The sequence below is a fragment of the Streptomyces sp. NPDC046308 genome (assembly GCF_055588065.1).
The window spans coordinates 716,971-731,465 of record NZ_JBVJFB010000002.1; the positions used below are offsets into that span (position 1 = coordinate 716,971).

The following is a 14,495-nucleotide window of genomic DNA, read 5'->3' on the forward strand; positions in this document are numbered from 1 at the left end:
CGGAGGAACACGACATGACCAGCACGCTCGGCATCGCCGTCATCGGCACCGGGAAGATGGGCGCCGACCACGTGCGCCGGATCGGGCGGACCGTGGGCGGGGCCCGGGTGGCGGCCGTGGCCGATCCGGACGGGGACCGGGTCAAGGAGGTCGCCGGCGCCCTGGACGGGGTGAGCGCGCACACCGATCCGGCGGCCGCGATAGCCGCGCCGGGGGTCGAGGCCGTACTGATCGCCTCCCCGGGGCCCGCCCACGAGGAAGCGATCCTGCACGCCCTGGAGCGGGAACTTCCGGTGCTGTGCGAGAAACCGCTGACCCCGGACCCCGCAGGGGCACTGCGCGTCATGGAGGCCGAACGGCGGCTGGGGCGGCGGCTGGTGCAGGTGGGCTTCATGCGGCGGTTCGACGCGGAGTACGAGCGGCTGAAGGAGCTGCTGGACGCGGGCGGGATCGGGCGCCCCCTCTTCCTGCACTGCCGGCACCGCAACGCCTCCTCGCCGTCCTTCTTCACCAGCGACATGCTCATCAGCGATTCGGTGGTGCACGAGGTGGACGCGGCGCGCTGGCTGCTGGGGCAGGAGATCACCGCGGTGACCGTGCTCTCCCCCCGGCCGACGGCGGCCGCCCCCGAGGGGCTGTGGGATCCGCGGATGGTGCTGCTGGAGACCTCCGGCGGGGCCGTCGTCGACGTGGAGATCTTCGTCAACTGCGGTTTCGGCTACCAGGTGCAGTGCGAGGCGGTCGGCGAGGCGGGCAGCGCCCGGATCGGCGACGGCCACGCGATGGTGGTCCAGTCGGCGGGCCGGTGGGGCGGCGAGATCGTCCAGGACTTCACGGTGCGCTTCGCCGACGCCTACGACCGGCAGCTGCGGCGCTGGGTGGCCGCGGCCGCCCGCGGCCGGGTGGCCGGTCCGGACGCCTGGGACGGCTATGCGGCGGCGGCCGTCTCCGAGGCGGGCCTCGCGGCGGCGCGCAGCGGCGTACGCACCCTCGTGGAGCTGGTGGAACGGCCGGCGCTGTACCGCTGATCCCTCCCCGTCCCGCCCCGCCCCGCAAGCGACCCCTGTGCCGCATCTGTCACAGGGGTCACCCTTGTGTCACGCATATCCGCATTACGCGGGTTTTCCGTCACAGGCGGTCGACAGCCCCTCCCCTGCGGTCACTCCACGTCGTTCCCCGGGCAGAACCCGAGTGATCGTCACTGTCCACGCGTCGGCTCCCCCGACGGCCTCCCGGCCGCCCTGCCGTGTGGACAAGGAGGTGTCCCGTATGAGCGACCGACAGCTGTGGTCGTACAAAGAGATCGCCGCTCACATCCGGGTCCAGCCGGACACCGTGCGCTCCTACCGCAAGCACGGCCTGCTCCCCCCGCCCGACCATGTGGAGGGCGCCAAACCGTACTGGTACGCCGACACCATCCGGGCCTGGGTGGCCCGCCGCCCCGGCAACCGGGGCCGCCGCGAGGACTGACACCTCCCCCGGTGCGGGGCACGGCCACCCGGGCCCCGCCCCGCACCCACGGCCCCCGCCGGCCTCCGCCGGCCTCCGGCTAGGCGGTCCCGGCGGCTACCTTCTCCGGCTCGGGATCCGACTTCGGCTCCGGCTCCGGCTCGGCCGTCGTCTCCGGCTCCGCCGCCGGCAGGGACTCCCCCTCGCTCAGACCGAACCTCTCGTGCAGCCTGCGCAGCGGCCCCGGCGCCCACCAGGTGGCCTTCCCGGTCAGCTTCATGACCGCCGGGACGAGGAGACTGCGTACGACCATGGCGTCCATCAGCACCGCCAGCGCGATCCCGAGCCCCAGCATCTTGGTGTTGGTCACCCGCGAGGTGCCGATGGCCACCATCACCACGGCCAGGATCACGGCCGCCGCGGTGATCAGTCCGCCGGTGCGGGCCAGTCCGGTGCGCACGGCCCCCTCGTGGTCCCCGGTCCGGTCGTACTCCTCCTTGATCCGGGATATGAGGAACACCCCGTAGTCCATGGAGAGCCCGAAGGCGATGCAGAACATCAGGACCGGCAGGTTGGTCTCGATGTCGCCGGTGGAGGTGAAGGAGAGCAGTCCGGAGAGGTTGCCCTCCTGGAAGACCCACACCACCGCCCCGAACATCGCGGTCAGGCTCAGGGCGTTGAGCAGGACCGCCTGGACCGGTATGAGCACGCTCCCGGTGAGCAGGAACACCAGCAGCAGCGTGGCGAGCACCACCACGGCCAGCGACAGGGGCAGCTTGCCCGCTATCGCCTTCTGCGCGTCGACGAGCCGTGCCGCCTCGCCGGTCACGGAGATCCGGAAGTCCGCGTCCACCTCACGCACCTCGCCGACCAGGTCCTGGGCCTGCTGCCCCACCGCCTCGCCCTCGGTGGTGAGCGAGAAGTAGGCGTACCGCACGGTGTCCGGCGAGCTCACCGGCCCGTCGACCCGGATCACGCCGGGCAGGGCGGCCAGGCGTTCCCGGTAGGCGGCGAGCTCGGCGGGCCCGGCCGCGTCCTCGGCGAGGACGGTGAGCGTTCCGCCGGGGCTGCCCGGGAAGGAGTCCCGGATCTGCTGCTGGACCACATGCGACGGCGCGGTCTTCGGCAGCTGCCGGTCGTCCACCGTGCCGAACTTCACCCCGAGGAAGGGCAGTCCGAGCAGCAGCAGTCCGGCCGTGGTGGCCACCGCGAAGACGGGAGCCCGGCGCATCACCACAAGGGCCACTCGCGCCCAGCCCCGCCCCGGTTCGGCCGAGACCCCGGCCGGCCGGCCGCGCCGCCACAGCCTGCGCAGGTCGAAGGAGTTGACCCGCTCGCCGAGCAGCACCAGAGCGGCCGGAAGCAGGATCAGCGCGGCCCCTGCGGCGAGCAGGACCACCGCCACTCCGGCGTAGGCGAAGGAGCGCAGGAAGTACATCGGGAAGAAGAGCATCGCCGAGAGCGAGACCGCGACGGTCAGCGCCGAGAAGAGCACCGTGCGCCCGGCGGTGCGCAAGGTGGCCCCGACGGCGGCCACCGGGTCCCGTCCGGCGGCGAGCTCCTCCCGGAACCGCCGGACGATGAAGAGGGCGTAGTCGATGGCGAGTCCGAGCCCGAGCGCGGTGGTCAGGTTCTGGGCGAAGACGGAGACGTCGGTGAACTCGGTGAGACCCCGCAGCACCGCGTTGGTGCCGAGGATGGCCACGATGCCGACCCCGAGGGGCAGCAGGGCGGCGACGGCGCTGCCGAAGACGAGGACGAGCAGGACGAGGGTGACCGGCAGCGCGATCATCTCGGCGCGCAGCAGATCCTCCTGGATGGTGGTGGTCACCTCGCGCTGGACGGCGACGGGCCCGCCGAAGGAGACCCGCACCGGGCCGTGCTCGCCCCGGTAGTGCGGGTCGATCCGGTCCAGCACCGCGGTGGTGGTCTTCTCGTCGCCGAGGACCCGGGCGGCGACGAGGGCCTGCCGGCCGTCCTCGGAGCGCAGGGCGGGCAGCCGCGTGCGCCAGTACGAGCCGACGCCGACGACTCCCTGCTCGGCGGCGAGCCGCGCCGTCAGCCGCTCCGCCTCGGCCGCGACGGCGGGATCGTCCACTCCGGCGGTTCCCGGACCGGCGTCGACGAGCAGCAGCAGATTGGGCTGGGAGGCCGGGAACTCGCGCTCCAGGGCCTCGGCGGCGTAGGTGGACTCGGCGCCCGGGTCCTCCCAGCCGCCGCTGCCCATCCTGTCGGCGGCGCCGCCGCCCGCGAACACGGCCAGGGCCGTGACCACCAGGGCGAGCAGCAGCGAGAGCCGTGGCCGGGCCGTGACGAACCGGGTCCACCTGCCGCTCTCCCCGGACGACGGCGGATTCTTGACTTCGGACATCACTCGGTGTCCCCTTCACCGTGATTGCCAGGCCGAATAGACTGGCAAACACGAGCAGTCGCTCGCGTTTTCCCAGAATGCGAGCGACCACTCGCGTTTGTCAATCGCCCATGGGAAGCAAGGGATGGGAATGCCGGGGACACCTAAGGGCAAAACAACTGAAACCGGTGAAGCCGCCGCGCCGCGCCGCCGCCAGGCACGGGGCGAGCGCCGGGTCTCCCAGCTCCTGGCCGCAGCCGCCGGGGTGTTCTGCCGTACCGGCTACGCCGCGGCCAGCACCAACGCCATCGCGCGCGAGGCCGGCGTCTCGCCGGGCACCCTCTACCAGTTCTTCCCGAACAAGGAGGCCATCGCCGTCGAGCTCGGCGGCCAGCTGCTCCAGCAGGCCCACGAGATGCACGGCCAGGCCTTCCTGCCCGAGAACCTCCAGCGGCCGCTGCCGGAGCTGCTGGACGCCGTCCTGGATCCGGTCATCGCGTTCAACTGCGAGAACCCGGCCTTCTGGGCACTCATGCACGGCTCCGGCATCCCGGGCGCGATCGACCAGGAGCACTGGAAACTGCACTCCAGCCTGCTCTCCCGGATCGAGGGCGTGCTGCACACCTTCTGCCCCGAGGCGGGGCCCGCCGAGCTGACCCACGCCTCGAACATGATCCTGGGCATCTTCAAGGCCTCGCTGGACCTGATCCTGACCCACGAGGACGCCGAGCGCGAGGCGTACATCGCGGAGCTGAAGACCGTCCTGCTGCGCTACCTCGACCCGATGGTCACCGCGCCCCACTCCGGCTGAGCCACTCCGGCCGGCCGGCTCCGCACCGGCCCCGGCTCCGACACCCCGCCTCGACCGACCCCCTGGGCGTCGAGGCTCGCTTTCATACCCCCCAGGGGTATAGTCTCGAAGAGTCGGGAGGACGGTGGACCCATCGGCCCCCTCCCGGTGACCGGACACGCCCCTGAAGAGGAGAACGACATGACCGCCGAGACGGACACCCAGACCACCACCGTCTACCGGGTGACCGGCATGACCTGCGGCCACTGCGAGGGCGCGGTGACCAACGAGATCTCCGCCCTCGAGGGCGTCAGCACGGTCAAGGCCGTCGCCGCGACCGGCGAGGTCACCGTGGTCTCCGCCGCCCCGCTCGCCGAGGAGGACGTCCGCGCGGCCGTGGACGAGGCCGGCTACGAGTTCGCCGGACAGGTCTGAACCGCCCCCTCCTTCGGCAGCACCCGCGGCAGCCCGCACCACCCCAGCACCCGCGGTACCCCGCCGGGCCGTGCCGGCCAGCTCATACTGGTCCCGTACGGCCCGGCCATCCCCCTGGAGCCGGATCATGAGCAGCACAGTGCACGACGGACCGATAACGGCGGTCGAACTCTCGATCGGCGGGATGACCTGCGCCTCCTGCGCGGCCCGCATCGAGAAGAAGCTCAACCGGATGGACGGCGTCGAGGCCACGGTGAACTACGCCACCGAGAAGGCCCGCGTCTCCTACACCGGTGACGTGCAGGTCGCGGACCTGATCGCGACCGTCGTCAAGACCGGCTACACCGCCGAGGAGCCCCCGCCGCCCGCCCCGGCCCCCGCGGCGGACGCGACCGGGCCGCAGGCGCAGGGCCAGGACCAGGCCGAGGCGCCCGACCCGGTGCTGGCCGCGCTGCGCCTGCGGCTGCTGGTCTCCGCCGCGCTCGCCCTGCCCGTCGTGCTGATGTCGATGGTCCCGGCCCTGCAGTTCGACAACTGGCAGTGGCTCTCCCTGACCCTCGCCGCCCCCGTCGTCGTCTGGGGCGGCCTCCCCTTCCACCAGGCCGCCTGGACCAACGCCCGGCACGGCGCCGCCACCATGGACACCCTGGTCTCGGTCGGCACGCTGGCCGCCTTCACGTGGTCGCTGTGGGCCCTGTTCTTCGGCCACGCCGGGATGCCGGGCATGCGGCACGGCTTCGACCTCACCATCTCCCGTACGGACGGCTCCTCCGCCCTCTACCTGGAGGTCGCCGCCGGCGTCATCGCCTTCATCCTGCTCGGCCGCTACCTGGAGGCCCGCTCCAAGCGGAAGGCGGGCGCGGCCCTCAAGGCCCTGCTGGAGCTCGGCGCGAAGGACGTCACCGTCCTGCGCGCGGGCCGCGAGGTCCGCATCCCCGTGAGCGCGCTCACCGCCGGCGACCGCTTCGTCGTCCGCCCCGGCGAGAAGATCGCCACCGACGGCACGGTCGTCGAGGGCAGTTCCGCCGTCGACGCCTCCATGCTGACCGGCGAGTCCGTCCCCGTGGAGGTGTCCGTCGGGGACGCCGTCACCGGAGCCACCGTCAACGCCTCCGGGCGGCTCGTCGTCGAGGCCACCCGGGTCGGCGCCGACACCCAGCTGGCCCGGATGGCCCGGATGGTCGAGGAGGCCCAGAACGGCAAGGCCGAGGTGCAGCGCCTCGCCGACCGGATCTCCGCGGTGTTCGTGCCCGTCGTACTGGTCCTCGCGCTCGGCACCTGGGTCGGCTGGCTGCTGGTCACCGACGACCCCACCGCCGCCTTCACCGCCGCCGTGGCCGTCCTGATCATCGCCTGCCCCTGCGCCCTGGGCCTGGCCACCCCGACCGCGCTGATGGTCGGCACCGGGCGGGGCGCCCAGCTCGGCATCCTGATCAAGGGTCCCGAGGTGCTGGAGTCCACCCGCCGCGTGGACACCGTCGTCCTGGACAAGACCGGCACCGTCACCACCGGCCGGATGACCCTCACCGGCGTCCACCCCGCCGAGGGCGTCGACGAGCACGAACTCCTGCGCCTGGCCGGGTCCCTGGAGCACGCCTCGGAGCACCCGATCGCCCGGGCCGTCGCCACCGCGGCGGCCGAGAGGGCCGGCGCCCTGCCGGTCCCGGAGGGCTTCGAGAACCTCGCCGGCCTCGGTGTCCAGGGCGTCGTCGACGGACACGCCGTGCTCGTCGGCCGCGAGCAGCTGCTCGCCGACTGGTCGATCACGCTGCCGGCCGGGCTCGCTGCGGCCAAGGCCGCCGCCGAGGCCGAGGGGGCCACCGCGGTCCTGGTGGCGTGGGACGGAGCGGCGCGCGGGGTGCTGACCGTGGCCGACGCGGTCAAGGAGACCAGCGCCGAGGCGGTCGCCCGGCTGCGGGCGCTGGGCCTCACCCCGGTCCTGCTGACCGGGGACAACAAGGCCGTCGCCGAGACGGTGGCCCGCGAGGTGGGCATCGGCGAGGTGATCGCCGAGGTGCTCCCGCAGGACAAGGTGGACGTCGTACGCCGCCTGCAGGCACAGGGCCGTACGGTCGCCATGGTCGGCGACGGGGTCAACGACGCGGCGGCGCTGGCCCAGGCGGACCTGGGGTTGGCCATGGGCACCGGCACCGACGCGGCCATCGAGGCCGGGGACCTGACCCTCGTACGGGGCGACCTGCGGGTGGCGGCGGACGCGATCCGGCTCTCCCGGCGCACCCTCGCCGTCATCAAGGGCAACCTGTTCTGGGCCTTCGGATACAACGTGGCGGCCCTGCCGCTGGCCGCCGCCGGCCTGCTCAACCCGATGATCGCGGGGGCCGCGATGGCCTTCTCCTCGGTCTTCGTGGTGACCAACAGTCTGCGGTTGCGCTCCTTCCGCTAGTGGATCTCCTCCGCACCACGCACACACTTCCTTCACGGGAGACGCAGATCACAGTGACCGCAACGTAACCATCCGGGGTCGTCGCGGGTCTAATGGGGCGATGCCAAGAACGTCTTGGGGGACGTTCGACGGAAGCCCTGGGGGACTTCTGTGGCATCAGCCGGCCGGGACACGTGCCGCGGGAGGCTTTGAGCGGCCCTCCCGATCAGAACGGGTCCCGGCACACTGACGCCCCGACTCGGGTCCCGTGGGGGGAATCCGTTTCGGGGAAAAGGAAAGCGCCCCGACCGCCGACCCGTGGGGGGATCGACGGCGGGGCGCTTTTCGTACGCCTGGGGGTTACCTGCGGTGCTGCCCGCGCGGCCGCACGCCGCGCGGTGGAGAGCCTCGGGTCAGAGGGACTCGGTCAGCGAGCCTCGGGTCAGCGAACCTCGGTTCAGCGGGACTCGACGGGCACGAAGTCGCGCAGGACCTCGCCCGTGTAGATCTGGCGCGGGCGGCCGATGCGGGAACCCGGCTCCTTGATCATCTCGTGCCACTGGGCGATCCAGCCGGGGAGCCGGCCGAGCGCGAAGAGCACGGTGAACATCTCGGTCGGGAAGCCCATGGCCCGGTAGATCAGACCGGTGTAGAAGTCCACGTTCGGGTAGAGGTTGCGCGAGACGAAGTACTCGTCGGCCAGCGCGTGCTCTTCCAGCTTGAGCGCGATGTCCAGCAGCTCGTCGCTCTTGCCGAGCGCCGAGAGGACGTCGTGCGCCGCCGCCTTGATGATCTTCGCCCGGGGGTCGAAGCTCTTGTAGACGCGGTGTCCGAAGCCCATGAGGCGGACGCCGTCTTCCTTGTTCTTCACCTTGCGGATGAAGGCGTCCACGTCGCCGCCGTCGTTCTTGATGCCTTCCAGCATCTCGAGGACGGACTGGTTGGCGCCACCGTGCAGCGGACCCCACAGGGCCGAGATGCCGGCGGAGATCGAGGCGAACATGTTCGCCTGCGAGGAGCCGACCAGGCGCACGGTGGAGGTCGAGCAGTTCTGCTCGTGGTCCGCGTGCAGGATCAGCAGCTTGTCGAGCGCCGAGACCACGACCGGGTCCAGGTCGTACTCCTGGGCCGGCACGGAGAAGGTCATGCGCAGGAAGTTCTCGACGTAGCCGAGGTCGTTGCGCGGGTAGACCACCGGGTGGCCGACCGACTTCTTGTACGCGTAGGCCGCGATCGTCGGGAGCTTGGCCAGCAGCCGGATCGTCGAGAGGTGGCGCTGCTTCTCGTCGAACGGGTTGTGGCTGTCCTGGTAGAACGTCGACAGCGCGCTGACCACGGAGGACAGCATCGCCATCGGGTGCGCGTCCCGCGGGAAGCCGTCGTAGAAGCGCTTCACGTCCTCGTGGAGCAGCGTGTGCTGGGTGATCTCGTTGCGGAACGACGCGAGCTGGTCGACGGTCGGCAGCTCGCCGTTGATCAGCAGGTACGCGACCTCGATGAAGGTCGAACGCTCGGCCAGCTGCTCGATCGGGTAGCCGCGGTAACGCAGGATGCCCTGCTCGCCGTCGAGGTAGGTGATCGCGGACTTGTAGGCCGCGGTGTTGCCGTAACCACTGTCCAAGGTGACGAGCCCGGTCTGGGCCCGCAGCTTCGAGATGTCGAAGCCCTGGTCACCGACGGTGCTCTCGACCACCGGGTAGGTGTATTCACCGTCCGCGTACCGGAGTACTACAGAGTTGTCGCTCACGTCATCCCTCACCGACGTAGTGCCTCTTCTTCGAGGTGCCCTGACTGCCTCTACCTTCCCCCATTTGGCGCAGGAGAGTGCACTCGGGGTCGGCCTTTGGTGCTTTCGACGGCACTGAGTGCCGCCAACCTGCTCATCCTGCCCCCTCCGCACCGGCGGTGGAACCCCAAATGATCGATCATCTAGGTGATGTTTCCCACCGGTATCCGGCCGGACAGCCGGGGTGCGACCGCCGTGTACCTCCTGCCTGCGGAAACGGTACGCACCGCCTGACCGAGGGCCTTGCGGGACCCGACGAGGACGACCAGTTTCTTCGCCCTCGTCACCGCCGTGTAGAGCAAGTTGCGCTGGAGCATCATCCAAGCCCCGGTGGTGACCGGGATCACCACGGCGGGATATTCACTCCCTTGGGAACGGTGGATGGTGACGGCGTACGCGTGCGCCAGCTCGTCGAGCTCCGCGAACTCGTACCCGATCTCCTCGTCCTCCTCCGTACGCACCGTCAGGCGCTGTTCGTCCACGTCGAGCCCGGTGACCACGCCGACCGTGCCGTTGAAGACGCCGTTCGCGCCCTTCTCGTAGTTGTTGCGGACCTGGGTCACCTTGTCGCCCACCCGGAAGACCCGGCCGCCGAACCGCTTCTCCGGCAGGTTCGGCCGGGCCGGTGTCATCGCCTGCTGGAGCAGCCCGTTGAGGTTCCCGGCGCCGGCCGGGCCGCGGTGCATGGGCGCGAGCACCTGGACGTCCCGCCGCGGGTCGAGCCCGAACCTGGCCGGAATCCTGCGCGCCGCCACGTCCACGGCCAGCACCCCGGCCGCCTCGGTGTCCTCTTCGGCGAAGAGGAAGAAGTCCGGGAGCCCGTCCGTGATCGGCGGCAGCCCGGTGTTGATCCGGTGGGCGTTGGTGACCACCCCCGACTGCTGCGCCTGCCGGAAGATCCGGGTGAGGCGGACCGCGGGCACCGGGCCGCCCTCGGCCAGCAGGTCCCGCAGCACCTCCCCGGCGCCGACCGAGGGCAGCTGGTCCACGTCGCCGACCAGCAGCAGGTGCGCGCCCGGCGCCACCGCCTTGACCAGCTTGTTGGCCAGCAGCAGGTCCAGCATCGAGGCCTCGTCGACCACGACCAGGTCCGCGTCCAGCGGCCGCTCCCGGTCGTACGCCGCGTCCCCGCCCGGTTTGAGCTCCAGCAGCCGGTGCACCGTGGAGGCCTCGGCCCCGGTCAGCTCGGACAGCCGCTTCGCCGCCCGGCCGGTGGGCGCGGCCAGCACCACCTTGGCCTTCTTGGCCCGGGCCAGCTCGACGATCGAGCGCACGGTGAAGGACTTTCCGCAGCCGGGGCCGCCGGTCATGACGGCGACCTTGCGGGTGAGCGCGAGCCTGACCGCGTCCCGCTGTTCGGGGGCGAGGGTGGCCCCGGTCCGCCCGGCGAGCCAGCCCAGGGCCTTCTCCCAGTCCACGTCCCGAAACGCCGGCATCCGGTCGTCCTCGGCGTTCAGGAGCCGGCGAACCTGCCCCACCAGCGAGAGCTCGGCCCGGTGGAAGGGCACCAGGTACACGGCGGTCAGCGGATCCGGGCCGCCCTGCGGATCCGGTACGGACTCCCGTACGACTCCTTCCGGGTCGGCGGCCAGCTCGGCCAGGCAGTCGATCACCAGGCCGGTGTCCACCTGGAGCAGCTTGACGCCGTCGGCGATGAGCCGGTCCTCCGGCAGGAAGCAGTGCCCCTGGTCGGTGGACTGGGACAGGGCGTACTGGAGGCCGGCCTTCACCCGCTCGGGGCTGTCGTGCGGGATCCCGACGGCCTGGGCGATCCGGTCGGCGGTGAGGAACCCGATGCCCCAGACATCGGCGGCGAGCCGGTACGGCTGGTTCTGCACCACCGAGATGGAGGCGTCCCCGTACTTCTTGTAGATGCGGACGGCGATGGAGGTGGAGACGCCGACGCCCTGGAGGAAGACCATGACCTCCTTGATGGCCTTCTGCTCCTCCCAGGCGGCGCCGATCAGCTTCGTCCGCTTGGGGCCGAGCCCGGGCACCTCGATCAGCCGCTTCGGCTCCTCCTCGATGACGTCGAGGGTGTCCGTCCCGAAGTGCTCCACGATCCGGTCGGCGATCTTCGGTCCGATCCCCTTGATCAGACCCGACCCCAGATACCGGCGGATGCCCTGGATCGTCGCGGGCAGCACGGTCTTGTAGTTCTCCACGGTGAACTGCCTGCCGTACTGCGGGTGGGAGCCCCAGCGGCCCTCCATGCGCAGCGATTCACCGGGCTGCGCGCCCAGCAGCGAGCCGACCACGGTGAGCAGGTCGCCGCTGCCCCGGCCGGTGTCGACGCGGGCGACCGTGTACCCGCTCTCCTCGTTGGCATAGGTGATGCGCTCGAGCACCCCTTCGACCACCGCCAGTTGCACCGGAACCACCCGTGCCCCGTCTGTTGCCATGCCCCGAAAGCTACCGGGCCGCGCCGACAACGCGTCAGGCCTGTGGACAGCGCGAAGGGGGTCCCGCCTCGCGGCCGGACCCCCTCACGGTTACCCCTCCCGTGTCGGACTTCCCGATCCCCCCAGATCCCTCCCCGGAAGTGCCGACGCACCATACGACCCGCGATACCCCCGCAGGGTTGCAGCCGGAAGCACAGCTTTACTTTTCCGTTACCGTACGCCTACTCAAGGTGCCGCCAAATCACCTCACACGTGGCGTTTCCGGCATGAGCGAATCCTCGTTCCAGGACGACGTGCTCCACGAGCTCGGCGACGACGAGCAGGGCGTGGCCACGCTCGGCGGCGGCCTCGGCGGCAGGAGGTAACCCGTTCGGGGGCCCGCCGTCCTAGAGTTGGGCCATGGCTGAGAGTGTGCGGCTGCGGGACCCGGAGCCGGGTGACCTGGGGTGGATCGTGCAGCGCCACGGCGCGCTGTACGCCGCCGAGTACGGCTGGAACAGTGACTTCGAGGGGCTGGTCGCCCGGATCGTCGCGGACTTCGCCCAGGACCACGACCCCTACCTGGAACGGGTCTGGATCGCCGAGCTGGCCGGCCGCCCGGTCGGCTCGGTGATGTGCGTGCGCGAGGACGGCGCCCCCGGCACCGCCCGGCTCCGCCTGCTCCTGGTCGACCCGGAGGGCCGCGGCCGCGGCATCGGCACCCTGCTCGTCGACACCGTCGTCGCCTTCGCCCGCTCGGTCGGCTACCGCGAGCTGGTGCTGTGGACCAACGACGTGCTCACCGACGCCCGGGACCTCTACCTGAAGGCCGGCTTCACCCTGATCGCGGAGCGGCCGCACCGCTCGTACGGAGCGAGTCTGACGGGGCAGGACTGGCGGCTGTCCCTCCAGGAGGGCTCCCCGCGCTGACGCCCGAACCGACCCCCGTACGGTTCGAGGCGCGCGCGGGGGCCAGCGAGGTGAGGGCGACACCGCCGACCAGGAGCACGGCCGCCAGCCAGCGCAGCCCCGACACGGACTCCCCCAGCACCAGCGCCGCCGAGGACATCCCGAACACCGGCACCAGCAGCGAGAACGGTGCGACCGCCGAAGCGGGATAGCGGCGCAGCAGGTAGCTCCAGGCGGCGAAGCCGAAGACGGTGGACACCCAGGCGACGTAGCCGATGACGGCCACCCCCGACCAGTCCAGGGACCGCAGCGCGGCCAGGTCCCGCTCGGGCCCCTCGAACACCAGGGACAGCGCGAGCAGCGGCAGCACGGGGACCGTGCACACCCACACCATGAAGTTCAGGGCGTCGGGCGGCGCGGCCTTGCGGGTCAGCACGTTGGAGACGCCCCAGCAGGCGGCGGCCGCCACGACCAGCGTGAAGCCGAGCACCGGCCCGGACGTCCCGCCGTCCACCGCGGCGACCGCGATCCCGGCGAACGCCACGACCATGCCGAGCACCCGCACCGGGCCCGGCCGTTCGCGCAGCACCACCGCGGCCAGCACGGCGGTGAAGACGGCCTGGATCTGCAGCACCAGCGAGGACAGCCCGGCGGGCATCCCGGCGTCCATGCCCGTGAAGAGCAGGCCGAACTTGGCGACACCGAGGGCGATCCCGACCCCGACGATCCACTTCCAGGCGGTCTTGGGCCGCCCCACGAAGAACACGGCGGGCAGGGCGGCGACCAGGAACCGCAGGGCGGACAGCAGCAACGGCGGGAAATGACCGAGCCCGATCTCGATGACGACGAAATTGAAGCCCCAGAAGGCGGCGACGAGCACGGCGAGAGCAGTGTGTACGGGACGCATGACCCCACCATCGTCGCCCCGACCATGTAGCACCAGCGCGAATCACTACCGCAGTCAATGAAGCAGTGCTTACGATAGGGACATGCTCGATCTAGCCCGGCTGCGCGCCCTGCACGCCGTCTCCGTGCACGGCTCGGTCGCGGGCGCGGCGGCCGCCCTCGGCTACACGCCCTCGGCGGTCTCGCAGCAGATCGCCAAGCTGGAACGGGAGACCCGCACCACCCTGCTGGAGCGGCGCGGGCGCGGGGTCGCGCTCACCGAGGAGGCCCGCCATCTGGCCGACACGGCCCAGCGGTTGATGGCGATCGTGGAGCACGCCGAGACCACCCTGGAGGAGCGGCGCGGGCGGCCGAGCGGGCTGCTGACGGTGGCCGCCTTCGCCTCGGCGGCGCGCGGGCTGCTGCCGGGCGTCCTGGCCGATCTGGCCGTCCGCCACCCCGCCCTCGAAGTACGCCTGACCGAGGTGGACCCGCACCTGTCCGTCGACCTGGTGGCGCGGGGAGTCACCGATCTGGCGGTGGCGCACGACTGGGACATCGCCCCGCTGCCCGCGCCCGAGGGGATCGAGCAGGCGGTGATCGGCGACGACCTCTGCGACCTGGTCGTCCCGGCCGGCCACCCCTTCACCAGGCGCGGGAGCATCCAGCGCGGCGACCTCGGCGGCGAGCGCTGGGTCTGCCAGCCGCCCGGCCGGGTCTGCCACGACTGGCTGGTACGGACCCTGCGCACGGCCGGCTTCGAACCCGACATCGCGCACGTGGCCGAGGAGAACCACACCATCGTCGCCCTGGTCGCCGCCGGCCTCGGCGTCGCCGTCGTGCCCCGCCTCGGCACCGGAACCCTCCCGCCGGGCGCGGTGGCGGTCCCCCTGGAACCGGGCCCCGTACGCCGCCTCTACGCCCTCTGGCGCACCGGCGCCGCCCGCCGCCCCGCCATCACGGAGGCCGTGAAGACCCTCCAGTCCCACTGGCCCACCTAGTGGTGGGGGGGGGGAGGGGGGGGGGGGGGGGAAGGAAGAACAAGAACCCGCACAGCCGAGAAAGCAACAAACGAGTTCGGCGAGGTACCCCCCGGCGGGTTGTGGGGGGGCAGGGGTGGTGTTGGG

The 14,495-nt window shown here is 71.6% G+C and carries 10 protein-coding genes and 1 pseudogene; 7 read left to right on the top strand and 4 right to left on the bottom strand.

Features of this window, described 5'->3' with window-relative positions; genetic code table 11:
• The first annotated feature begins 14 nt into the window (after positions 1–14).
• Together ACZ6JT_RS10670 and ACZ6JT_RS10675 are read left to right on the top strand one after the other, a co-directional pair.
• Complete coding sequence (locus ACZ6JT_RS10670; protein ID WP_469209086.1) at positions 15–1,028, top strand: Gfo/Idh/MocA family protein; 1,014 nt, start codon at positions 15–17, stop codon at positions 1,026–1,028.
• A 241-nt stretch (positions 1,029–1,269) separates the two neighbouring features.
• Positions 1,270–1,470: a helix-turn-helix transcriptional regulator gene (locus ACZ6JT_RS10675; RefSeq protein ID WP_073915333.1), complete on the top strand. Its 201-nt coding sequence runs from the start codon at positions 1,270–1,272 to the stop codon at positions 1,468–1,470.
• A gap of 79 nt (positions 1,471–1,549) precedes the next feature.
• On the opposite strand, the gene ACZ6JT_RS10680 is transcribed toward ACZ6JT_RS10675, so the two are convergent.
• The gene (locus ACZ6JT_RS10680; protein ID WP_469209087.1) at positions 1,550–3,820 is read right to left on the bottom strand and encodes an MMPL family transporter; all 2,271 of its coding nucleotides are present in this window, start codon (positions 3,818–3,820) and stop codon (positions 1,550–1,552) included.
• Between the two features lie 130 nt (positions 3,821–3,950).
• Between ACZ6JT_RS10680 and ACZ6JT_RS10685 the strand changes: the two genes are divergently transcribed.
• The 3 genes from ACZ6JT_RS10685 to ACZ6JT_RS10695 all read left to right on the top strand — a co-directional run bounded on the left by ACZ6JT_RS10685 (position 3,951) and on the right by ACZ6JT_RS10695 (position 7,428).
• Positions 3,951–4,610, top strand: coding sequence for a TetR/AcrR family transcriptional regulator (locus ACZ6JT_RS10685; RefSeq protein ID WP_469209088.1), 660 nt, complete (start codon positions 3,951–3,953; stop codon positions 4,608–4,610).
• A gap of 180 nt (positions 4,611–4,790) precedes the next feature.
• Entirely contained in the window at positions 4,791–5,024 is a 234-nt protein-coding gene (locus ACZ6JT_RS10690; protein WP_365479820.1) for a heavy-metal-associated domain-containing protein, read from the top strand.
• 127 nt (positions 5,025–5,151) lie between these two features.
• Entirely contained in the window at positions 5,152–7,428 is a 2,277-nt protein-coding gene (locus ACZ6JT_RS10695; RefSeq protein WP_469209089.1) for a heavy metal translocating P-type ATPase, read from the top strand.
• 436 nt (positions 7,429–7,864) lie between these two features.
• Here the strand turns inward: ACZ6JT_RS10695 and ACZ6JT_RS10700 are convergent, their stop codons facing one another.
• Positions 7,865–9,154, bottom strand: coding sequence for a citrate synthase (locus ACZ6JT_RS10700; protein ID WP_030710677.1), 1,290 nt, complete (start codon positions 9,152–9,154; stop codon positions 7,865–7,867).
• Positions 9,155–9,336: 182 nt separating this feature from the next.
• On the bottom strand, positions 9,337–11,595 hold the full coding sequence (recD2, locus tag ACZ6JT_RS10705; RefSeq protein ID WP_469209090.1) for an SF1B family DNA helicase RecD2: 2,259 nt from the start codon (positions 11,593–11,595) through the stop codon (positions 9,337–9,339).
• 405 nt (positions 11,596–12,000) lie between these two features.
• On the opposite strand from recD2, the pseudogene ACZ6JT_RS10710 reads away from it, so the two are divergent.
• Positions 12,001–12,504, top strand: a pseudogene (locus tag ACZ6JT_RS10710) (GNAT family N-acetyltransferase); the annotation flags it as partial.
• Here ACZ6JT_RS10710 and ACZ6JT_RS10715 read toward each other — a convergent pair.
• Positions 12,410–13,390 (bottom strand): EamA family transporter, encoded by a 981-nt coding sequence (locus tag ACZ6JT_RS10715; RefSeq protein WP_469209091.1) that lies wholly within the window; start codon positions 13,388–13,390, stop codon positions 12,410–12,412. The pseudogene ACZ6JT_RS10710 and the gene ACZ6JT_RS10715 overlap by 95 nt on opposite strands.
• A gap of 82 nt (positions 13,391–13,472) precedes the next feature.
• On the opposite strand from ACZ6JT_RS10715, the gene ACZ6JT_RS10720 reads away from it, so the two are divergent.
• Positions 13,473–14,369, top strand: a complete 897-nt coding sequence (locus ACZ6JT_RS10720) for a LysR family transcriptional regulator (RefSeq protein ID WP_469209092.1) — start codon at positions 13,473–13,475, stop codon at positions 14,367–14,369.
• Positions 14,370–14,495: the final 126 nt, after the last annotated feature.

Bases quoted from the DNA above. Each gene is read 5' to 3' on its own strand.
- recD2 (WP_469209090.1), bottom strand. From the start codon at position 11,595: ATGGCAACAGACGGGGCACGGGTGGTTCCGGTGCAACTGGCGGTGGTC.
- ACZ6JT_RS10715 (WP_469209091.1), bottom strand. From the start codon at position 13,390: ATGCGTCCCGTACACACTGCTCTCGCCGTGCTCGTCGCCGCCTTCTGG.
- ACZ6JT_RS10675 (WP_073915333.1), top strand. From the start codon at position 1,270: ATGAGCGACCGACAGCTGTGGTCGTACAAAGAGATCGCCGCTCACATC.
- ACZ6JT_RS10680 (WP_469209087.1), bottom strand. From the start codon at position 3,820: ATGTCCGAAGTCAAGAATCCGCCGTCGTCCGGGGAGAGCGGCAGGTGG.
- ACZ6JT_RS10670 (WP_469209086.1), top strand. From the start codon at position 15: ATGACCAGCACGCTCGGCATCGCCGTCATCGGCACCGGGAAGATGGGC.
- ACZ6JT_RS10695 (WP_469209089.1), top strand. From the start codon at position 5,152: ATGAGCAGCACAGTGCACGACGGACCGATAACGGCGGTCGAACTCTCG.
- ACZ6JT_RS10685 (WP_469209088.1), top strand. From the start codon at position 3,951: ATGCCGGGGACACCTAAGGGCAAAACAACTGAAACCGGTGAAGCCGCC.
- ACZ6JT_RS10690 (WP_365479820.1), top strand. From the start codon at position 4,791: ATGACCGCCGAGACGGACACCCAGACCACCACCGTCTACCGGGTGACC.
- ACZ6JT_RS10720 (WP_469209092.1), top strand. From the start codon at position 13,473: ATGCTCGATCTAGCCCGGCTGCGCGCCCTGCACGCCGTCTCCGTGCAC.